At 76.2% G+C, this 20,744-nt stretch carries 19 protein-coding genes; 4 read left to right on the plus strand and 15 right to left on the minus strand.

What is annotated here, in order from left to right; genetic code table 11:
• Positions 1–177 precede the first annotated feature (177 nt).
• The 6 genes from Cpa01nite_RS08955 to dapE all read right to left on the minus strand — a co-directional run bounded on the left by Cpa01nite_RS08955 (position 178) and on the right by dapE (position 6,519).
• Positions 178–1,791 (minus strand): leucyl aminopeptidase family protein, encoded by a 1,614-nt coding sequence (locus Cpa01nite_RS08955; protein WP_203668408.1) that lies wholly within the window; start codon positions 1,789–1,791, stop codon positions 178–180.
• A gap of 22 nt (positions 1,792–1,813) precedes the next feature.
• Positions 1,814–1,981: a DUF3117 domain-containing protein gene (locus Cpa01nite_RS08960; protein WP_082812748.1), complete on the minus strand. Its 168-nt coding sequence runs from the start codon at positions 1,979–1,981 to the stop codon at positions 1,814–1,816.
• 239 nt (positions 1,982–2,220) lie between these two features.
• Positions 2,221–3,492, minus strand: a complete 1,272-nt coding sequence (locus Cpa01nite_RS08965; protein WP_239068649.1) for a putative hexosyltransferase — start codon at positions 3,490–3,492, stop codon at positions 2,221–2,223.
• Entirely contained in the window at positions 3,489–4,427 is a 939-nt protein-coding gene (gene folP, locus Cpa01nite_RS08970) for a dihydropteroate synthase (protein WP_203668449.1), read from the minus strand. The genes Cpa01nite_RS08965 and folP overlap by 4 nt, the downstream gene beginning before the upstream one ends.
• A gap of 55 nt (positions 4,428–4,482) precedes the next feature.
• Positions 4,483–5,334 (minus strand): LOG family protein, encoded by an 852-nt coding sequence (locus Cpa01nite_RS08975; protein ID WP_203668409.1) that lies wholly within the window; start codon positions 5,332–5,334, stop codon positions 4,483–4,485.
• Between the two features lie 81 nt (positions 5,335–5,415).
• Positions 5,416–6,519, minus strand: a complete 1,104-nt coding sequence (gene dapE, locus Cpa01nite_RS08980) for a succinyl-diaminopimelate desuccinylase (protein WP_203668410.1) — start codon at positions 6,517–6,519, stop codon at positions 5,416–5,418.
• Positions 6,520–6,578: 59 nt separating this feature from the next.
• Here dapE and dapD point away from each other — a divergent pair, with 59 nt between their 5' ends.
• Positions 6,579–7,532 carry a 2,3,4,5-tetrahydropyridine-2,6-dicarboxylate N-succinyltransferase gene (gene dapD, locus Cpa01nite_RS08985; RefSeq protein WP_203668411.1) on the plus strand — a complete coding sequence of 318 codons (954 nt, stop codon included), beginning with the start codon at positions 6,579–6,581 and terminating at the stop codon, positions 7,530–7,532.
• A 1-nt stretch (position 7,533) separates the two neighbouring features.
• Positions 7,534–8,451 carry a hypothetical protein gene (locus Cpa01nite_RS08990; RefSeq protein WP_239068650.1) on the plus strand — a complete coding sequence of 306 codons (918 nt, stop codon included), beginning with the start codon at positions 7,534–7,536 and terminating at the stop codon, positions 8,449–8,451.
• An 18-nt stretch (positions 8,452–8,469) separates the two neighbouring features.
• Here Cpa01nite_RS08990 and Cpa01nite_RS08995 read toward each other — a convergent pair whose 3' ends face one another.
• From Cpa01nite_RS08995 to fdxA, 3 genes are all read right to left on the minus strand, one after another.
• Positions 8,470–9,768, minus strand: a complete 1,299-nt coding sequence (locus Cpa01nite_RS08995; RefSeq protein ID WP_203668412.1) for a citrate synthase — start codon at positions 9,766–9,768, stop codon at positions 8,470–8,472.
• Between the two features lie 241 nt (positions 9,769–10,009).
• Positions 10,010–11,167, minus strand: a complete 1,158-nt coding sequence (gene dapC / locus Cpa01nite_RS09000; protein ID WP_203668413.1) for a succinyldiaminopimelate transaminase — start codon at positions 11,165–11,167, stop codon at positions 10,010–10,012.
• A gap of 4 nt (positions 11,168–11,171) precedes the next feature.
• Positions 11,172–11,498 (minus strand): ferredoxin, encoded by a 327-nt coding sequence (fdxA, locus tag Cpa01nite_RS09005; RefSeq protein ID WP_203668414.1) that lies wholly within the window; start codon positions 11,496–11,498, stop codon positions 11,172–11,174.
• A 126-nt stretch (positions 11,499–11,624) separates the two neighbouring features.
• Between fdxA and Cpa01nite_RS18575 the strand changes: the two genes are divergently transcribed.
• Positions 11,625–11,942, plus strand: a complete 318-nt coding sequence (locus Cpa01nite_RS18575; RefSeq protein WP_239068651.1) for a putative acetyltransferase — start codon at positions 11,625–11,627, stop codon at positions 11,940–11,942.
• Positions 11,943–11,982: 40 nt separating this feature from the next.
• Here the strand turns inward: Cpa01nite_RS18575 and Cpa01nite_RS09015 are convergent, their stop codons facing one another.
• The 6 genes from Cpa01nite_RS09015 to Cpa01nite_RS09040 all read right to left on the minus strand — a co-directional run bounded on the left by Cpa01nite_RS09015 (position 11,983) and on the right by Cpa01nite_RS09040 (position 20,035).
• Positions 11,983–13,770, minus strand: coding sequence for a VanW family protein (locus tag Cpa01nite_RS09015; RefSeq protein WP_203668415.1), 1,788 nt, complete (start codon positions 13,768–13,770; stop codon positions 11,983–11,985).
• 167 nt (positions 13,771–13,937) lie between these two features.
• Positions 13,938–14,471: a flavin reductase family protein gene (locus Cpa01nite_RS09020; protein WP_239068652.1), complete on the minus strand. Its 534-nt coding sequence runs from the start codon at positions 14,469–14,471 to the stop codon at positions 13,938–13,940.
• Complete coding sequence (locus Cpa01nite_RS09025) at positions 14,468–14,851, minus strand: hypothetical protein (protein ID WP_203668416.1); 384 nt, start codon at positions 14,849–14,851, stop codon at positions 14,468–14,470. The genes Cpa01nite_RS09020 and Cpa01nite_RS09025 overlap by 4 nt, the downstream gene beginning before the upstream one ends.
• Positions 14,852–14,951: 100 nt before the next feature.
• Positions 14,952–16,022, minus strand: a complete 1,071-nt coding sequence (locus Cpa01nite_RS09030; RefSeq protein WP_203668417.1) for a PIG-L family deacetylase — start codon at positions 16,020–16,022, stop codon at positions 14,952–14,954.
• Positions 16,023–16,046: 24 nt separating this feature from the next.
• Positions 16,047–17,987: a translational GTPase TypA gene (gene typA, locus Cpa01nite_RS09035; RefSeq protein WP_203668418.1), complete on the minus strand. Its 1,941-nt coding sequence runs from the start codon at positions 17,985–17,987 to the stop codon at positions 16,047–16,049.
• A 128-nt stretch (positions 17,988–18,115) separates the two neighbouring features.
• Positions 18,116–20,035, minus strand: a complete 1,920-nt coding sequence (locus Cpa01nite_RS09040; RefSeq protein ID WP_203668419.1) for an ABC transporter ATP-binding protein — start codon at positions 20,033–20,035, stop codon at positions 18,116–18,118.
• 93 nt (positions 20,036–20,128) lie between these two features.
• Between Cpa01nite_RS09040 and Cpa01nite_RS09045 the strand changes: the two genes are divergently transcribed.
• Positions 20,129–20,743 (plus strand): PH domain-containing protein, encoded by a 615-nt coding sequence (locus tag Cpa01nite_RS09045; protein ID WP_203668420.1) that lies wholly within the window; start codon positions 20,129–20,131, stop codon positions 20,741–20,743.
• Position 20,744: the final 1 nt, after the last annotated feature.

Here is a 20,744-nt window from a genome sequence, read left to right on the forward strand (position 1 = left end):
GGCGCCGCCTCGGACGACGGAAGGCCGCCCTCCCCGTGCGGGGTGGGCGGCCGTTCGCGTGCGGGGTGGGCGGCCGTTCGCGCGCCGGGTGGCCGGCCGCTCGCGCGCCGGGTGGGGGCCGTTCGCGTGCCGGGTGGCCGGCCGGGCCCGCGGTCGACCCCGGCCCCGGCCCCCGGTTCAGCGCAGCGCCGCGAGCCAGCGCAGCAGCAGCCGCGCCCCGAAGCCCGTCGCGCCCTCGGTCACCTCGTGCTTGTCCGCCGTCGACCGGGCGGGCCCGGCGATGTCGAGGTGCGCCCAGGTCCGGGCACCCACGAACTCGCGGAGGAACAGCGCGGCCGTGATCGACCCGCCGCCGTACTTCCCGTCCTGCGGCACGTGCCGCAGGTCCGCGACCGTGGAGCGCACCGCGTCGGCGTAGTCCTCGACGAGCGGCATCGTCCACAGGGGCTCGCCGGACTCGGCGCCCGCCGCCTCGAGCGCGGCGCTCAGCCGCGGGTCGGTGGCGTACAGCGCGCCGTGCTGCTTGCCGAGGCCGAGGCTCGCCGCCCCGGTCAGCGTCGCGACGTCGACGAGGACGTCCGGGTCGAGCGTGGCGTCGGCCCAGGCCAGCGCGTCGCCGAGCACCAGGCGGCCCTCGGCGTCGGTGTTGGCGATCTCGACGGTCCGGCCGCCCCACATCCGCAGGACGTCTCCGGGACGGTACGAGGCGCCCCCGACGTGGTTCTCGGCGAGCGGCAGCACGGCGGTGACCCGGTGCGGCAGCTCGGCCGCGGCGGCGCCGAGCACGGTCGCGAGCGCCACGGCGGCGCCGGCCATGTCGGTCTTCATCGGCACCATCGCCTCGCGCGGCTTGATGGACAGGCCGCCCGTGTCGTAGGTGATGCCCTTGCCGACGACCACCACGTGCTTCGCGCGGCGCGGTGCGGCGCCCGCAGGCCCCGCCGGGTCGTAGGACACGGTGACGAGCCGGGGCGGGGACGCCGAGCCGGCGCCCACCGCGAGGATGCCGCCGAAGCCCTGCGCCTCGAGCTCGCGCGGGCCGAGCACCTCGACGCGCAGGCCGGCGGCGCGCGCCAGCTCGGACGCGCGGTCGGCGACCCAGGCCGGGTCCTTCGTGCTGGCCGGGGTGTTGGCGAGGTCGCGGACGAGCCACGTGGCGGTCGCGCCGCGCACGGCCTCGTCGAGCGCGGCCTGGGCGCGGACGCCCTCCCGGCCGACGACGACGAGCTGCTCGGCCGGCGCCTCGGCGGCGGCCGGCGGCGCGCCGATCCGCTGCACGCGGTAGGCGGCCAGCAGGTAGCCCTCGGCGAACGCGCGCACCGCGGCGGGGCCCTCGGACCCCGGCTCGGTGGCGACGGTCGTGAGCACCCGGCGCAGGCCGCGGGTGGCGCGCGCCAGGGCGGCCCCGGCGCGCCGGAGCTCGTCCGGGGTGCCGGACCCGACGCCGACCAGCACGAGCCGCCGCGGCAGGCCCGCCCAGGGCAGGGCCCCGGTGGCGCTGCCGACGGGGCGCGGCAGCAGCGCGGTCCACGCCTCGCCCGCGGCGCCGGTGAGGCCGGCCCGCTCGGCGAGCTCCGCCAGGTCGATGCCGTAGCGCGCGGCCGCGTCGGCGGTCCCGCGGCGCGGCTGCAGGTCGGTGTCGTCCGGCGCCGACGGGGCGACCGGGACGGCCACCGCGTCGACGTCCGGCTCGAGCAGCAGGTCGGAGGTCGCCAGCGAGCCGGCCGCGAGGCCGACCGCCGGGACCGTCCGGCCCACGCGCACCGCGGACGGGGTCAGGGAACGAGCCACGTCGTCGCCGGCGCCCGGGTCGTCAGGAGACGACGGAGGTCAGGGCCTCGCCCAGCTCCTGCGCCTCGGTCGCGTTGAGCTCGACGACGAGTCGGCCACCGCCCTCGAGCGGGACCCGCATGACGATGCCGCGGCCCTCCTTGGTCACCTCGAGCGGACCGTCACCAGTCCTCGGCTTCATCGCGGCCATGCGTGGCTCTCCTTCGCGTCGTCAGCTGGGCTCCCGGGCACCCGGGCTGCCACGCCCGCCGGGGGGCGGAACGGGCGAACGCGGGCCTCCGGCTCCCGGATGTCCAGCGCCCAGTCTAGTTCACCGGGGCGACAAGGCGGGGCCGTCCGCGCGAGGCGGGGCGGGGAACGCGCTCGTCAGGCCCCTGCGGCGTCGCCGCGCGGCTCCGGCGGGCCCGCCCCGGCGGGTGGGCCGGGGCGTCACGGCGGCCACCCCGCGGGCGGCTCGAACCGCCAGATCTGCCACACCCAGACCACCTGCAGCACGAGCATGAGCGCGGCGACCCCACCCGTCCACGCCCACCGCGCCGCGCGCGGCCGGGTGACGACCCCGGCGGTGGCGGCGGCCAGCGGGAACGCCAGCAGCAGGAACCGCGCCAGGCTGCTGCCGGGCTCCACCGCCGCGGCGAGGTACAGCAGGTACGCCGCCGACCAGGCGTGCAGCTCGCGCCCGAGCCGCCACGCCGAGGGCGTGACCAGGCACGCGACCACGAACGCGGCCGCCGCGAGCACCACCCAGGGCGCCGCGTCCCCGAACCAGAACGCGGGCACGTACCCCCAACCGGCGAACGGCGCCGTGGTGGCGGCGCCGCGCCAGGCCTCCTGGGTCTGCAGGTAGGCGTCGGGCACGCCGGTGACCCAGCCGCAGATCGCGAGCCAGGCGAACCCCGACACCACCGCCGCCACCCCGACGGCCGCGATGCCGGCGAGGTCCCGAGCCGGCGGCCGGGTCCCGGACGCCCGCCACTCGCGCCAGCGCACCAGCGCGTGCACCGCGACCACCACCGCCATGGGCAGCGCGACGGCCCGGGTGAACCCGAGCGCCAGCACCGCGGCGCACGCCCAGCCGTACCGCCGGGACACGATCGCGAGCAGCGACGCCGCGACCAGCAGGAGCGCCGTCGACTCCGTGTACCCCACCTGCAGCACGACCGAGGTCGGGAACACGCTGACCAGCAGCACCGTCGCCAGCGGCAGGCCCGGCCGCGCGGCGACCGCCCGGGGCGCGCCGCGCACCACCGTGCGGTGGACCAGCAGCACCGCCCCCGCGCCCGCCAGCAGCGACACCGTCGGCGCGACCACCGCCCAGGAGCCGCCGGTCACCGCCATGACGGCGCGCACGAGCAGCGGGTACAGGGGGAAGAACGCCCAGGCGTTCTGCTGCACGACGCCGTCGGCGCCCACCGGCAGCTGCGCGGGGTACCCGCCCTCGGCGATCGTCCGGTACCAGGTGGCGTCCCACATCAGGCCCGCGTAGTCCGCGTAGCCGGGCGACGCCCCGGTCCAGCCGCTCGCGACCTGGCGGGACGCCACGACCAGCAGCACCACCGCGGAGAACGCCCGGGCGGCGGCGTAGACCGCGAGCGCCTGCACCCACCACGGCCAGGTCCGGGGGTCGCGGGCGCGGCGCGCGGGGACGGGCTCGGCGGCGTCCCGGCCCGGCACCCCGGGGACGCCCGGGGCGGCCGTCACGCCAGGCCCCGGACGGCCCGCGCCGGCGGGGCGTCGCCGCGCAGCGCCGCCACCATGTCGACCGTCCGCCGGGTCGCCCGGACGTCGTGCGCGCGGAACACGCGCGCGCCCAGCCACGCCGCGAGGGAGGTGGCGGCCAGCGTGCCCTCGAGGCGGTCCTCGGGCGGCAGGTCGAGGGTCTCCCCCACGAAGTCCTTCCGGGACAGCGCGACCAGCACGGGGTGGCCCAGCGCGGTGAGCGCGGCCGTGCGCCGCACGAGGTGCAGCGAGTGCCAGGTGCTCTTGCCGAAGTCGTGCGTCGGGTCGACCAGGACGCTCGCCGGGTGCACGCCCAGGGCCACGGCGCGCGCGGCCGACGCGCGCAGCGTCGCCAGCACGTCGAGCAGCACGCCGTCCCGCGGGTCGGCGCCGGCGGGGGCGTCGGGCGGCAGCGGGTAGGACACCCGCAGCGGGTCGGTGCGCGGCGGCAGCCCGCCGGTGTGCGAGCACACCACGCCGAGCCCGCGCTCGGCGGCGACCTCGACCAGCGCCGGGTCGTGCCCGGCCCAGGTGTCGTTCAGCAGGTCGGCACCCGCGTCGGCGGCGGCGCGCGCGACCTCCGCGCGCCACGTGTCGACGGACACCAGCAGGTCCGGGTGCCGGCGCCGGACGCGCTCGACCAGCGGGACGACCCGGGCGATCTCCTCCGCCGCGTCCACGGCGGGGCCGCGGCCGGCGCGCACGCCGCCCAGGTCCACCAGGTCCGCGCCCTCCTCCGCGGCGCGGGCCACCGCCGCGTCGGCGGAGGCGTCGTCGTGCCGGGCCGCGGCGTAGAACGAGTCGGGCGTGCGGTTCACCACCGCCATGACGACGGGTCGCCCGGGGCCGAACCAGCGGCCCCGCAGCAGCAGCGGCGCCCCCGGGGCCGGGACCCCGGCCGGGTCCGCCGCCGGCACGCCGGCCCGGTCCGCCGCCGGCACGCCCGCCGGCTCCGTCGCCGCGCCCCCGGCGTCAGCGCCCACCCGCGACCTCGTCCGCCTCGTCGGCCACCTCCGCCTCGGACTCCTCCTGCGCCCGCTCCGCCGCCGCCGCGGCCTCGCGCTCGGCGGCCCGCAGCTCGTCGCCGCGGTCGCGCACGATCCGCACGGCCTCCGCCGGGTCGTCGACCAGCCGCAGCAGCGCGAGGTCGGCCTCGCGGATCATGCCCCGGTCGAGCACCGGGCCGCGCAGCCAGTCGACCATGCCCTGCCAGTAGTCGGTGCCGACCAGCACGATCGGGAATTCGGTGACCTTGTGCGTCTGCACCAGGGTGAGCGCCTCGAACAGCTCGTCGAACGTGCCGAACCCGCCGGGCAGCACGATGAAGCCCTCGGCGTACTTCACGAACATCGTCTTGCGCGCGAAGAAGTAGCGGAAGTTCACGCCGAGGTCGACCCACGGGTTCATGCCCTGCTCGAACGGCAGCTCGATCCCGAGCCCGACCGACAGGCCGCCCGCCTCGGACGCGCCCTTGTTGGCGGCCGACATGATGCCGGGGCCGCCGCCGGTGATCACCGCGTAGCCCGCGTCGGCGAGCAGCCGGCCGACCTCCTCGCCCAGCGCGAAGTCCGGGTGCTCGGGCACCGTGCGCGCCGAGCCGAAGACGCTGACCGCGGGCCCGAGCTCCGCGAGCGCCCCGAAGCCCTCGACGAACTCGCTCTGGATCCGCATGACCCGCCACGGGTCGCCGTGCAGCCAGTCGGCGCCGTCGCCGCCGGAGAGCAGCCGCTGGTCGGAGGTGGTGGTCGGGATCTGCCCGCGCCGCAGCAGGACGGGCCCCTTGCGGTAGCCCGAGCCGGGGACGGGAACGCCGTCGTCGCTCATGGGCCCGACTCTACGGTCCGTCCCGGTGCGCGCACGGCCCGCCGGGGGGACGCCGGGGTGAACCCCCGGCGGCCGTCCGGGTCAGGCCGTCAGCCAGGCGCGCAGCGCGTCGTGGCACAGCCGCAGCTGCCGGACCGGCAGCCGCTCGTCGTCCTTGTGCGCGAGCAGCGGGTCCCCCGGGCCGAAGTTCACCGCGGGCACCCCGAGCTCGGAGAACCGCGCGACGTCGGTCCACCCGTACTTGGGCGCGGGGGCGCCGCCGGTGACGCCGAGCACGGCGGCGGCGAACTCGGCGGCGGCCGGGTCGTCCAGGCCGGGGCGCGCGCCGGCGGCGGCGTCGGTGACCACGACCTCGAAGCCGTCGAACAGCTCGCGCACGTGCGCCTCCGCCTCGGCGACCGACCGGGACGGGGCGAACCGGTAGTTCACGGTGACGACGCACCGGTCCGGCACGACGTTGGTCGCGACGCCGCCGCCGATCAGCACGGCGTTGAGGCCCTCGCGGTACACCAGGCCGTCGACCTCGACCGAGGCGGGCTCGTAGGCGGCGAGCCGGGCGAGCACCGGCGCGGCCCCGTGGATCGCGTTGACCCCGGTCCAGGCCCGCGCCGAGTGCGCCGCGACGCCGGCCACCCGCACCTCGGCGCGCAGCGTGCCGTTGCAGCCGCCCTCCAGGCCCGCGTCGGTGGGCTCGCACAGGACCGCGAAGTCGGCGGCCAGCCAGTCCGGGTGCTCCCGGGCGATCCGGCCCAGGCCGTTGAGCGACGCCTCGACCTCCTCGTGGTCGTAGAACACCCACGTGACGTCGCGGCCGGGCTCGGTGAGCGCGGCGGCGAGCGCCAGCTGCACCGCGACACCGCCCTTCATGTCGACGGTGCCGCGGCCCCACAGCACGGCGTCGTCGCCCGAGCCCTCGAGCCGGGTCGGCAGGTTCGCGGGCTCCTCGGTCACCGGCACCGTGTCGATGTGCCCGGCGACCACGACCCGGGACGCCCGGCCCAGGTGCGTCCGGGCCACCACCGCGTCGCCGTCGCGCAGCACCTCGAGGTGCGCGTGCCCGCGCAGCGCCGCCTCGACCGCGTCGGCCAGGGCCCGCTCGCCGCCGCTCACCGAGCGGATGTCGCAGATCGCGGCGGTCAGCGTCGTGAGGTCGGCGGTCAGGTCGAGCGGGGTGGTCGTCGTCACGCCCGCGACCCTACCCGGGGGCGAAACCGTGCCCGTCCGCGGCGCCTAGGCTGAGCGGCATGACCGACCGCACCGCCTGGGCATGGGGCCTGGCCACCCTGACCGACTCCGGATCCGTGCTCGACACGTGGTACCCGCAGCCCGCGCTGGGCGACGTCCCGGCCGCCGCGGAGTGCCCCGAGGAGCTCGCGGCTCTCGTCACGACGGACCCCGCCCGCGGCGTGCGCACCGAGACCGTGCTGACCGTGGTCGACCTGGACGCCGAGCCCGTCGACACCGCCGACGCCTACCTGCGCCTGCACCTGCTGTCGCACCGCCTCGCGGCGCCGAACACGATCAACCTGGACGGGGTGTTCGGCGCGCTGCCGAACGTCGTGTGGACCGACCACGGCCCGTGCGCGGTCGAGGGCTTCGAGACCACCCGCGCCCGGCTGCGCGCGGCCACCGGCCGCCCGGTCACGGTCTACGGAGTCGACAAGTTCCCGCGGATGGTCGACTACGTGCTCCCGTCGGGCGTGCGGGTCGCCGACGCGGACCGCGTCCGGCTCGGCGCGCACCTCGCGTCCGGCACGACCGTCATGCACGAGGGCTTCGTGAACTTCAACGCCGGCACGCTCGGCACGTCGATGGTCGAGGGCCGCATCTCGCAGGGCGTCGTGGTCGGCGAGGGCAGCGACATCGGCGGCGGCGCGTCCATCATGGGCACGCTGTCCGGCGGCGGGCGCGAGCGGGTGTCGATCGGCGCGCGGTCGCTGCTCGGCGCGAACGCCGGCCTGGGCGTCTCGCTCGGGGACGACTGCGTCGTGGAGGCCGGCCTCTACCTGACCGCGGGCACCAAGGTCGCGCTGGTCGGGCAGACCGGCGAGGACGGCGCCCCGCGCGTCGTCAAGGCCCGCGAGCTGTCCGGCGCCGACGGCGTGCTGTTCCGCCGGAACTCCCTCACCGGCGGGGTCGAGGCCGTCGCGCGCACCGGCACCGGCATCACGCTCAACGCCGCGCTGCACGCCAACTGAGATGTCCCGCCGCCGCACGGCCTCGCGCCTCGGCTGCGCGGCGCTGACCGCCCTGGTCCTGCTGGCCGGGGCGGTCGGCGCGGTCGTGTGGACGCTCGGCGGCACCGGCCCGGCGGAGGCGTCCCGGCGGTGCACCGCGACCCTCGACGGCACGGCGTGGACGCTGTCGGCGGACCAGGCGGACAACGCGGCGCTCATCGCCCTGACCGCCGCGCACCGCGGGCTGCCCGCGCGCGCCGCCACGATCGGCCTCGCGACGGCGCTGCAGGAGTCGCGGATGATCAACATCGACTACGGGGACCGCGACTCGGTGGGCCTGTTCCAGCAGCGGCCGTCGCAGGGCTGGGGCACCGTCGAGCAGATCATGGACCCCGTCTACTCGACCGGGAAGTTCTACGACGGGCTGGTCCAGGTGCCCGGGTACACCGAGCTGCCGGTGACCGAGGCGGCGCAGGCCGTGCAGCGCTCCGGGTTCCCCGACGCCTACGCCCAGCACGAGCCCCGGTCCCGCGCGTGGGCGTCCGCGCTCACCGGCTGGACGCCCGCCGCCGTGCACTGCGACCTGGACCCCGCGCAGGGCCCGGGCGACGTCGACGCCGTCGCCGCGCGCGTCCAGCGCGACCTCGCCGGGACCGTCTCGACGGCGCTCGACGCCTCGGCCGACGGGTCGACCGGCCCGGTCCTGCTGCTCGACACCGGCGGTCTGGCGGCCGTGACCGGCGGGGACCCCGTGCGGGCGTCCTGGGCCGTCGGTCAGTGGGCCGTCGCCGCCGCCGAGGCGCTGGGCGTCGAGGCGGTCGAGGTCGGCGACAGCCGGTGGGACCGCGGCGGCGACGGCTGGGTCGCCGGCGGCGCGGAGGCCGAGGCGGCCGCCGTCCCGCCGGGCACGGTCGCCCTCACGCTCCCCGCGACGCCCTGACCCGCCACGCCCGCGGCGTCAGCGCGCGGCGAGGTCCACGTAGTCGCGCTCGGGCGAGCCCGAGTACACCTGCCGCGGGCGGCCGATCTTCGTCTGCGGGTCGGTCATCATCTCCCGCCACTGCGCGATCCAGCCGGGCATGCGGCCGAGCGCGAACAGCGGCGTGAACATGCGCTCGTCGAAGCCCATCGCCTTGTAGATCAGGCCGGTGTAGAAGTCGACGTTCGGGTACAGCTTGCGCGAGATGAAGTACTCGTCGGACAGCGCGATCTCCTCGAGGGTGCGCGCGATGTCCAGCAGCTCGTTGTCCTTGCCGAGCGCGGCGAGCACCGCGTCGGCGCTCTCCTTGACGATCGCGGCGCGCGGGTCGTAGTTCTTGTAGACCCGGTGCCCGAAGCCCATGAGCCGGACGCCCTGCTCCTTGTTCTTCACGCGGCGCATGAACTCGGTGGCGTCGCCGCCGTTCGCCTGGATCTCGGCGAGCATCCTGAGCACGGCCTCGTTGGCGCCGCCGTGCAGCGGGCCGGACAGCGCGTTGATGCCGGCCGCGACCGAGGCGTAGAGGTTCGCGTGGCTGGAGCCGACGATCCGCACGGTCGAGGTCGAGCAGTTCTGCTCGTGGTCCGCGTGCAGGATGAGCAGCTTGTCGAGCGCCTTCACCACGGTGGGGTCGACGTCGTACTGCTGGTACGGCACCGCGAACGTCATGCGCAGGAAGTCCTCGATGTACCCGCGCGAGTAGTCCGGGTACAGCAGCGGCTCGCCGCGCGAGGTGCGGTGCAGGTACGACGTGATCGTGCGGGTCTTCGCGAGGATCAGCACGGTCGCGAGCTCGACCGTCGCCGGGTCGAACGGGTCGAGCGACTCCGGGTAGAACGTCGGCAGCGCGTTGATCGCGGACGACATGACCGCCATCGGGTGCGCGCCCGACGGGAACGTCCCCATGAACGTGCGGAAGTTCTCGTGCACGAACGTGTGCCGGTTGATCCGCTCGACGAACGCGTCCAGCTGGTCGGGCGTCGGCAGCTCCCCGTTGATGAGCAGGTACGCCACCTCGAGGAAGGACGAGCGCTCCGCGAGCTGGTCGATCGGGTACCCGCGGTAGCGCAGGATGCCGGCGTCGCCGTCGATGTAGGTGATCTGCGACTCGCAGGACGCGGTGTTCATGAAGCCGGGGTCGACGGTGACCAGGCCGGTCTCGCGCAGCAGCGAGGACACGACGACGCCGTCGTTGCCCTCGGTCGCCCGGACGACGGGCAGGTCGTGCGGGGTGCCGTCGACGACCAGCTGGACAGGCTCGGTGGTGACGTCGGACATGGCGCTCCTCCTCGGGCGGTGTGCGGGGTGCCGGACCTCGGTCCGGTGGTCCGCGAGGTCGTGCAGTCGTACGGGGGCCGGCGGCCGCTGCGGTGCGGGCGCGAGCCACGGGGGTGGCGTCGGCCTGCGACGAGGCTACGTGCCGACCGGGGGCTGATACACCCGGGGGCGGCGAGATGGCCTGTGACGAGGGTCACACGGCCGCTCGCGGCCCGGCCGCGCCGCACCACCCGGCGCGACGTCAGCGCGCCGCGACCGCCGCGAGCCGCGCGACCGCCGCCGCGATCCGCTCGTCCGTGCCCGTGAGCGCGACCCGCACGTGCCGCGGGGCGCCGTAGAACGCCCCCGGCGCGACCAGGATGCCGCGGTCGGCCAGCCGCCCGACGGTGGCCCAGCAGTCGTCGTCGCCCTCCGCCGGGCGCGCCCACAGGTACAGCCCGGCGGCCGACCGGTCGACGACCAGCCCCGCGTCGACGAGCGCCCCGAGGAGCGCCGCGCGCCGCGCGCGGTACCGCTCGCGCTGCTGCGCGACGTGCGCGTCGTCGCCGAGCGCGACGGCCGTGGCCGCCTGCACCGGGGCCGGCACGATCATCCCCATGTGCTTGCGGGTGGCGAGCAGGTCCGCGACCAGGGCCGGGTCGCCCGCCGTGAACGCCGCGCGGTAGCCGGCGAGGTTCGACTGCTTGGACAGCGAGTACACCGCGAGCAGCCCGGTGACGTCGCCGCCGGTGACCCGCGGGTCGAGCACGCTCGGCACGCCGCTCGTGGCCCACGGCTCGTCCCAGGCCAGCTCGGCGTAGCACTCGTCCGACGCGACCACGACGGGGCGGCCGGTGCGTGCGGCGGCGGCGCGGGCGGCCTCGACGACGGCGCGCAGCTCGTCGACGCCGAGCACGCGGCCGTCGGGGTTGCCCGGCGAGTTCAGCCAGACGAGGCGCACCCGGTCCCCGTCCGGCCCGGCGAGGAGCGCCACGGGATCGTCGGTCGCGACGGGCTCGGCCCCGGCCAGCCGGGCGCCCACGTCGTAGGTCGGGTAGGCGGCGGCGGGGTGGGCCACCAGGTCGCCCGCGCCCAGCCGCAGCAGCGACGGCAGCAGGGCGACGAGCTCCTTGGAGCCGACCGTCGGCAGCACGCCCGCGGGGTCCAGGCCCGGGACGCCGCGGCGCCGGGCGAACCAGGCGACGACCGCCTCGCGCAGGGCCGGCGTCCCCCACGTCTGCGGGTACCCGGGCGCGTCCGCGGCGTCGGCCAGCGCGCGCCGCACGACCTCGGGGGTCGGGTCGACCGGGGTGCCCACCGACAGGTCGACGATGCCGTCGGGGTGCGCGCGCGCCCGGTCCGCGTACGGGGTCAGCGTGTCCCAGGGGAAGTCCGGCAGCGCGCCGGTCAGCAGGCCCACGCGCCTACTCGCCGTGCACCTGAAGCGGCAGCGTCGCGATGATCGGGTGGTCCTTGGGGATCTCGCCCATCTTGGCGGCGCCGCCGGGCGAGCCCAGGTCGTCGAAGAACTCGACGTTGGCCTTGTAGTACTCGCTCCACTGCTCGGGGACGTCGTCCTCGTAGTAGATCGCCTCGACGGGGCACACCGGCTCGCAGGCGCCGCAGTCGACGCACTCGTCGGGGTGGATGTAGAGCGACCGCTTGCCCTCGTAGATGCAGTCGACGGGGCACTCCTCGATGCACGCCTTGTCCTTGACGTCCACGCAGGGCTGGGCGATCACGTAGGTCACGGTGTCCTCCACGCGCCCCCGGCCTCGGCGGTCGGGCACGGTCCGGGTCGGGTCGGGCTGGCTGCTCCTAGTATCGCTCACCTGCGCTCGCACGGCGCAGCAGGCCACGACGAGACGGGGACCACAGTGACCAGCGACGCCAGCCGGCCGCCCGGACCGCCGCCCGGCGGGGCCACGCCGCCGCCCGCCGGGGCCGCGCCGCCGCCCGGCGAGCCCGCGCCGCCCTGGCGCGCCTGGCCCGTCGGCGCCCGCGCCGTCGTGCGCCGGCGGCTGCCCGCGGGCGAGCCGCAGCCCTACACCGACGTGCTCGGCGACCTCGTGGCCGTGGACGACGACGGCGTCACCGTCCGCACCCGCCGCACCGGGGACGTGCGGGTGCCGGGCGACGAGATCGCGCTCGGCAAGCTGGTGCCGCCCGCGCCGGAGCGCCGCCCGCGACGCTGAGCGCGCGCCACCTCCGCCGGCTCGCCGCGCGGCCCGGGCCTCAGCCCGCCGGCGCCGCCGCCGGGTCCGGGCCGCACACCACGCGGTTCTGGGCCTTGTACGTCCAGGTGGACGGCTCGACCGCGACGACCTCGCCGTTGAGCTTGATCGTCCGCGTGTTCGTGATCCGGAAGCCCGGGTTGCCCGCGGACTGCGGCGCGCACGTCGCGGTCTGCGAGTACACCGTCGTCGGCTGCACGACGTTGGTCTTGGGGCCGGCCTCGGTCGTGACCTCGAAGTACGGCGTGCTCCAGATCTTGACCACGGTCTGCCCGCCCGCGGTGTACGCCTGGACGAGCGCGCCGTAGGGCGTGGTGTTCTTCCACCGCATGTCGAGCGTGCCGGTGAACAGGGTCGCCTCGCGGCCGGCCGGGTACCGGGTGAACCACTCGGAGTGCGGCTTGTGCTCCACGTCCTCCATGCCGGCGAAGTACGCGGCGTTGTAGGTCGTCGTGGACAGCTGGGACAGACCGCCGCCCCAGGCGTCGGTGTGCTCGCCGTTCACGATGGCGCCCGCGGTGGTGAAGCCGTGCGCCGCGTCGATCGGGCCGAGCGCGTCGGTGAGGCTGAACGTCTCCCCCGGCCGCACCAGCGTGCCGTTGATGGCGGCGGCGCCCGCCGCGATGTTCTGGGTGCGGCGCGGCTCCGAGGTCAGGGGCGTCGAGAACTCGGAGACCACCTGGGCGACGCCGAGCGCCTGGAGCGCCTCGGTGGTCTGCGCCGGGTCGGACTGGACGAGCTCGACCGCCGCGTCGCGCTGGTCCGCCTGCGTCGCCGCGGCGACCGCCTCCGCGAGCGTGGCGGGGTCGAGCGTCGTGCCGGGAGTGCCCGGCACGATCACCGGCGCGCCGTCCTGGAACTCGAACCGCGCGTCCGAGGCGGTGCTCAGCAGGTTCGTCGAGCGCGCCAGCACGGCCTCGACGAGGGCCGCGCCGTCCATGCGCAGGACCAGGTCGGACTCCTCCGGGACCATCGAGGCGGTCGCGGTCAGCACGTCGACCGGCAGCTCGACCGTCTGGCCGGCGACCTGGACGGCGACGGGCGCGGCGGCGACGCGGGACGCGACCTCCTGCAGCGCGCGGTCGGTCTCCTCCTGCGTGATGTCCGGCTCGACGACCTCCGTGTCCAGCTCGATCGGCCGCGCGGCGGTGAGCCAGCTGCTGACCAGCGTGTCGCGGGCGGCGTCGGCGTCCAGCGCCCAGCCGTCCTCGGCGGCGACCGCGTGCGCCTCGCCGTCCGCGAACGCGATCGAGCCGTCGACCGGCGCCAGGGCGAGCGTCCCGGCCAGTCCCTCGATCGCGGCGTCGAGCCGCGCGTCGTCGACGACGGTGACCGGCTCCTCGGCGGCGCCGCCGACCAGGTGCTGCCACAGCCGCTGGGGTCGCAGGTCCGCGCCGGTCAGCCCGTCCACGGTGGCGTCGACGTCGAGGGTCAGCCCCGCGGCGGCCGGGTCGACGGCGCCGGAGATGTCCCGGGCGGCGACCGGCACGGCCTGGGTCGCGAGCTCACCGATCTCGCCCGTCAGCCGCTCCCGCGCGGCCGCGGCGGTGAGACCGCCGACCTCGACCCCGGCGACCGTCGTGCCGCGCGGGACCCGGTCGGCCAGCGCGTACGCGGCGCCGACGTAGGCGCCGCCGAGCACGACGACCACGCCGCCCACGACCAGCAGCGTGCGCAGCCACCGGCGCCGCGGGCGGTCGGCGTCGAACTCGTCGAGCGGGGACCACTGCTCCTCGGAGCCGTCCCCGTCCACGACGGGCTCGGTGCCCTCCGCGCTGCCCTTCGCCATCCGGTCCCCCTCGCGAGTGCGCGCCGCCAGGATCCGGGCGCCGCGACCGCCGATTCTACGGCCGTCACCCCGTCCCGCCCCGTGCGGCTGACCCGATTTGGGGCGGTTCGCAGGTCACGACTTCGCAACGACCGGGGACGGCGCCCGGCACGCCGCCGGGACCCCGGTCAGCGCAGGCCGCGCACGCGCCGACGCAGGTGCACGAGCGACCCCGCCTCCGGGTCCCCCTCACGCGACTCGAGGACGTCCGCGAGCACCACGTCGTGGTCCCCCGCCGGCACGATGCGGGCGGTGCGGCACTCGAACCACGCGGCCGCGCCGGAGACCCACGCCGCGCCCGACCGGGGCGCGGGGACGTGCGGGACGCGCGCGAGCTGGCCGACCGCCGGCCGCCCCGGGGACGCCAGCCAGTCGGCCACCGGCGCGTGGTCGTCCGCGAGCACGCTCACCGCCCAGGTGTCGACGTCGTCCAGCGCGTCGCGCACGCGCGCGTCCTGGTGCACGCAGAGCAGCAGCATCGGCGGCTCGAGCGAGACGGACGTGAGCGCCGACGCGGTCATCGCGTGGTCCGTCCCCTTCCAGCGGACGGACACGACGACGACGCCCGCGGGCAGCCGACCCATCGCCGACCGGAACGCGTCGGTCGCCGCGGCGCCGGTCGCGGCGGCGCCGTCCCCGTACAGCGGGTCGACCGTGGTCACGGCGCGCTCGGGCGGCGCAGCGGCACCTCGGCGAACCACCGGCGCGGCGCGAGGGCCACACCGAGGGCGACGGCGAGCGCGCCGAGCGCCCAGCCCCAGCCCAGGGCGGCGTCCCCGCCCGGCACCAGCACGTCCCCGCCCGGCCCGAGACCCGACAGCACCTGCACCGAGCCGAAAAGCCCGACGAGCAGCCCGAGCGACCCGGTCCAGCCCGCCCACGCGCGCACGGTCACGGCGGCGGCCAGCACGAGCAGCAGGCAGACGACGAGCCCCCAGGGCCGCACGGACCGGTGCATGACCGTGCCGACGGCGCCCACGAGGACGCCGAGCAGCAGGGCGCCGAGGGCGCGGAGGACCATCCGGGGCGTCACGATCGGCACGCGCGCCAGGCTACCGCGCCGGGTTCGTCGGTCCGCGGTCGGCATCGGCACCGGTGGCTGCCGAGGTCGGCGCGGGACCGCCGACCTCGGCGGGCGGGAGTCAGCGCGGGAGCGGGGCGGACGGGGCGCGGCCCGGCGCCCAGGCGTACGACTCCGTCGGCAGCACCGGCGCCAGCACGAGGTTCGACAGCGCGTAGCAGGCGACGGCGTCCGGGTGGTCCAGCGCCGTCACGGCCTGCACCTGGGTGGCGTGCGCGCGCAGGGCCGCGAGCACGCGGTCCCGGACCGGCAGCACGTCGACCGTCAGGTCCACGACGCCGTCGGTGGCGACGGACGGCAGCGGGCCGGCGGGGTCGGGCAGCGCGAGCGGCCCCTCGCGGGTCGCGCGGCGGTCGCCGGCCGCGGCGGCCAGCACGGCGCGCGCGCCCGGGTCGTCGGCGAGCGCGGCGTACCCCGCGCGCAGGGCCGCCTCCGGCGCGACGGCCCACGCGACGGCCGGCGCCCAGCCGTCGCCGGCGGCCGCGGTCGCCAGCTCGACCGCGCGCGCCGTGATCGCGTGCGCCCGGACGTGGTCCGGGTGGCCGTACCCGCCGCCCGGCTCGTAGGTCGCGACGAGGTCGGGCCGCCGGTCGAGCAGCAGCCCGGCGAGCCGCGCGGCGGCGACGTCGAGCGGCACGGACACGAGCGCCGCGGCCGGGACCTCGGCGGCCGCCCCCGCGGCCCCGACGGAGACCCACGCCATCCCGGAGTCCTCGTACCGCCAGGCGGCGGCGTCGCGCGCCGAGCGGGCAGACGACGTCCCCTCGGACCCGCGGGAGACGACACCCTCTGCCCGCTCGGCGCGATCGGCGCCGTCGGCGAGGTCCGGGCGCGACGGCAGGGCGTCCAGGAAGACCTGGGTCGCGCCCAGGGCGGCCACCGCGGCCGTCAGCTCGCCCTCGCGGTGCGCGGCCAGCGCCGGGCCGTCGCCCTCCAGGGCCGCGAGCGGCGCGCCGATCACCTCGCCGCGCTCGCCGCGCGTGCAGGTCACCACCGTCGCGGGCGAGCCGGCCGCCGCCCACGTCGCCAGCAGCGCGCCGGTCGACAGCGTCTCGTCGTCCGGGTGCGCGTGCACCGCGAGCACGCCACCCGTGCGGGTCGGCGTGCTCGTCGTCGGCACCGCCGTGCTCATGCGCGCGCCCTGACCAGCCCGCCGTCAGGAGCGCTTGGTGCGGGCCGCGGCCCGGGCGCGCTCCGTCTGGTCCAGGATCACCTTGCGGATCCGCACCACCTCGGGGGTCACCTCGACGCACTCGTCCTCGCGGGCGAACTCCAGCGACTCCTCGAGGGTCAGGTGCCGCGGCGGCACCAGGTTCTCGAAGTTGTCGGCGGTGGAGGAGCGCATGTTGGTGAGCTTCTTCTCCTTGGTGATGTTGACGTCCATGTCCTCGGCGCGGGAGTTCTCGCCGACGATCATGCCCTCGTAGACCTCCTGCGTCGGGTCGACGAAGAACGACCCGCGCTCCTGCAGGTTGATCATCGCGAACGGCGTCACGGAGCCGGCGCGGTCGGCGACCAGCGAGCCCGCGACGCGGGTCTCGATGGGGCCGGCCCAGGGCTCGTAGCCCTCGGCGATCGAGGACGCGATGCCGGTGCCGCGGGTGTCGGTGAGGAACCGGGTGCGGAAGCCGATGAGGCCGCGCGACGGGACCAGGAACTCCATGCGGACCCAGCCGGTGCCGTGGTTCGACATGGTCTCCATGCGGCCCTTGCGCTGCGCGAGCAGCTGCGTGACGGCGCCCAGGTACTCCTCGGGCACGTCGATGGTCATGCGCTCGACCGGCTCGTGCACCTTGCCGTCGATGGTCTTCGTGACCACCTGCGGCTTGCCGACGGTGAGCTCGAAGCCCTCGCGGCGCATCTGCTCGACCAGGATCGCCAGCGCCAGCTCGCCGCGGCCCTGCACCTCCCAGGCGTCGGGGCGGTCGGTGGGGACGACGCGGAGCGACACGTTGCCGATGAGCTCCGAGTCGAGGCGGTCCTTGACCTGGCGGGCCGTGACCTTGTGGCCCTTGCCGCCCTTGCCCGCCAGCGGCGAGGTGTTGATGCCGATGGTCATCGAGATCGCCGGGTCGTCGACCGTGATCAGCGGCAGCGGCCGCGGGTCGTCGGGGTCGGTCAGCGTCTCGCCGATGGTGATGTCGGCGATGCCCGCGACCGCGACGATGTCGCCGGGGCCGGCCTTCTCGGTCGGCACGCGGTCGAGCGCCTTGGTCTCGAGCAGCTCGGTGATGCGGACGTTCTGCATCGTGCCGTCGGCGCGCGCCCAGGCGACCGTCTGGCCCTTGGTCAGCTCGCCGTTGAAGATGCGGAGCAGCGCGAGCCGGCCGAGGAACGGCGAGGCGTCGAGGTTGGTGACGTGCGCCTGCAGCGGCGCGCCCTCGGTGTACGTCGGGGCCGGGATCTTCTCGAGGATCGTCTGGAACAGCGGCTCCAGGCTGTCCGAGTCCTCCGGCAGGCTGCCGTCGGCGGGCTGGGTCAGCGACGCGCGGCCGGCCTTGGCGGCGGCGTACACGACCGGGACGTCGAGGATCGCGTCGAGGTCCAGGTCCTCGACCTCGTCGTGCAGGTCGGACGCCAGGCCCAGCAGCAGGTCGGTCGCCTCGGCGACGACCTCGGTGATCCGGGAGTCGGGGCGGTCGACCTTGTTCACCACGATGATGACGGGGAGCTTCGCGGCCAGGGCCTTGCGGAGCACGAACCGGGTCTGCGGCAGCGGGCCCTCGGACGCGTCGACGAGCAGCACGACGCCGTCGACCATCGACAGGCCGCGCTCGACCTCGCCGCCGAAGTCGGCGTGGCCCGGGGTGTCGATCACGTTGATCGTGATGCCACCGGGCTCGCCCGCCGCGGCCGCCGCGGGGCCGGCGTACCGGACCGCGGTGTTCTTCGCGAGGATGGTGATGCCCTTCTCGCGCTCGAGGTCGCCGGAGTCCATCGCGCGCTCGTCCACGTGGGCGTGCGCGCCGAAGGCGCCCGACTGGTGGAGCATGGCGTCGACGAGGGTGGTCTTGCCGTGGTCGACGTGCGCGACGATCGCGACGTTGCGCAGGTCGCCGCGCACGAGGGTGCCCGTGGGCGAAGTAGGCGCAGTCATGTCAGGACTCGTTTCCGCGAGAGAGGGAAGGAAGAGGGGCGCGACGACGTCGAGCGCCGATCAAGTGTACGCGCACGCGCGCCCCGGCACGAGGATCGTGCCGGGGCGCGGACGCAGGGAGTGCGGGATCAGACCGAGCCGTCGCCGCCGCCGCGCGGGCGGAGGTTGCCGTCGTACCGGCCCGCGTTGGTGACCTGCTCGTCCTCGAACGCCTGGACGCGCTGCCCGTCGGCCACCGCGTGCTCCGCGGCGGACGTGCCGGCGGGCGCGGCCGCGGCGAGCAGCCGGTCCCGCTCCTCGCGGCGCAGCTTCTGCTCGGCCGGGTTCGGCACGGGCACCGCGGCGAGCAGGCGCCGCGTGTAGTCCTGCTGCGGCGAGCGCAGGATCTGCTCGCGCGGGCCCACCTCGACCAGGTCGCCCTTGCTCATCACGGCGATCCGGTTGGACAGGATCTCGACGACCGCGAGGTCGTGGCTGATGAACAGGCAGGCGAAGCCGTACTCGCGCTGCAGCTCCTGGAACAGCTCCAGCACGCGCGCCTGCACCGACACGTCGAGGGCGGACGTCGGCTCGTCGGCGATCAGCAGCTTGGGCGACAGGGCCAGGGCGCGGGCGATGCCGACGCGCTGGCGCTGACCGCCGGACAGCTCGTGCGGGTAGCGGTTCCGCATGGCGCGGGGCAGGTGCACCCGGTCGAGCAGCGACTCGACCCGGCGGTCCAGGTCGGCGCCCGACGCGACCTTGTGCAGCTTGAGCGGCTCGCCGATGGACTCGCCGATCGGCAGGCGCGGGTTCAGCGAGGAGCCCGGGTCCTGGAACACGATCGAGACGTCCTGGCGCACGGCGCGCAGGTCCTTCGGCTTGATGCCGGCCAGCTCGACGCCGTTGACCTTGAGCGAGCCGCCCGCGACGGGCAGCAGGCCGACCGCGGCGCGGCCGACGGTGGTCTTGCCGGAGCCGGACTCGCCGACCAGGCCGACGACCTCGCCCGCGCCGATGGTCAGGTCGATGCCGTTGATCGCGCGGAAAGCGGGGACGCGACCGCGGCCCGGGTACTCGATGACCAGGTCCTTCGCCTCGAGCGAGTAGCTCGTGGCGCGCGCCGGGGCGGCGGTGCCGAACGGGTCGACGCCCGCGCGCTCGGTGACGTGCAGCGTGCCCTCGGCCTGGGCGACCGGGTGCTCGCCGTGCAGGCCCTGCGCGGCGTAGGACTCCGAGCCGAGGTGCGGCACGGCGTCCAGCAGCTGCCGGGTGTACTCGTGCTGCGGGCGGTTGAACACCTCGTCGGCGGAGCCGGACTCCACGACGCGCCCGTTCTTCATCACCATGACGCGGTCCGACAGGTCCGCGACCACGCCCATGTCGTGGGTGATGAGGATGATGCCGGCGTCGACGCGGTGCCGCAGGTCGCGCATGAGCTTGAGGATCTCGGCCTGGACGGTGACGTCGAGCGCCGTGGTCGGCTCGTCCGCGATGAGCAGCTTCGGCTCGCAGGCGAGCGCCTGGGCGATCATCGCGCGCTGGCGCTGGCCGCCGGACAGCTGGTGCGGGTACTTGTCGACGGCCTCCTCCGGGCGGGGCAGGTCGACCAGGCGCAGCAGCTCGATCGCGCGGGCGCGCGCGTCCTTCGGCGTCATGTCGAAGTGCACGCGCAGCGTCTCGACGATCTGGAACCCGACCGTGTAGACCGGGTTCAGCGCCGTCATCGGCTCCTGGAAGATGACGGAGACGTCCTTGCCCCGCACCTTGCTCAGCTGCTTGTGGTTGAGGCCCAGCAGCTCGCGGCCCGCGAGCTTCGCGGAGCCCTCGGAGCGGCCGTTCGGCGGCAGCAGGCCGATCAGCGACATCGACGACTGCGTCTTGCCGGAGCCCGACTCGCCGACGATCGCGAGGACCTCGCCCGGGCGGACGTCGTAGCTGACGTCCTGGGCGGCCGGGAACCACTCGCCGTCGACGAAGAACTCGACCGTGAGGTCGCGGACCTCGAGGATCGGCTCCTTGGCGTCGACGCTGGGGCCGCCGGGGGCGGTGGCGTGGTCAGTGGTCACGGTTCACGAGATCCTTCCGTGGGACGGCCCGATGTGGGCGGGCCGCGCGACGTCGAGAGGGGCGGACGTCCGCTGGTCTGGGACGATGGCCGCATGGTCTCGGCGGACGTGGTGGAGTACAGGCCGGCCTTCGGCCGGGTGCTGGCGGTGGTCGTGGCGGTCCTGGGGCTCGGGGGCCTCGTGACCGGTCTGGTGGCCGACGCGGGGGCGACGTGGCCCTACGTGGCACCGGTGGTGCTGGTGGTGCTGTGGGTGTGGGCCGCCTACTGGCGCCCCGCCGTGCTGGTCAGCCCCGCGGGCGTCGAGCTCCGCAACGTCACCCGGACGATCGAGCTGCCCTGGCCGACGATCCAGCGGGTCGACACCCGCTACGCCCTGACGCTGCACACCGCCTACGGCGACTACGCGGCGTGGGCGGCACCCGCCCCGGGCAGGAGCCGCGTGGCGACCTCCGGCGCGGGCGACGTCGCCGACCTCCCCGGCTCCACCTACGGCCCGGGCGGGACCGTGCGCCCCGGCGACCTGGCGTCGAGCGCCTCCGGCCAGGCGGCCATCATCGTGCGCCGCCGCTGGGAGGAGCTGCGCGACGCGGGCGTCCTGGAGGACCCCCGCCTCGAGCGGGCCACCCCGCGGGTGCGCTGGCACGCCGGCACGCTGGCCGCGATCGCGGTGCTGATCGCGGCCAGCGTGCTGACCGTGGCGCTCTGAC

The organism is Cellulomonas pakistanensis, assembly GCF_016862755.1.
GTDB classification, from domain to species: domain Bacteria; phylum Actinomycetota; class Actinomycetes; order Actinomycetales; family Cellulomonadaceae; genus Cellulomonas; species Cellulomonas pakistanensis.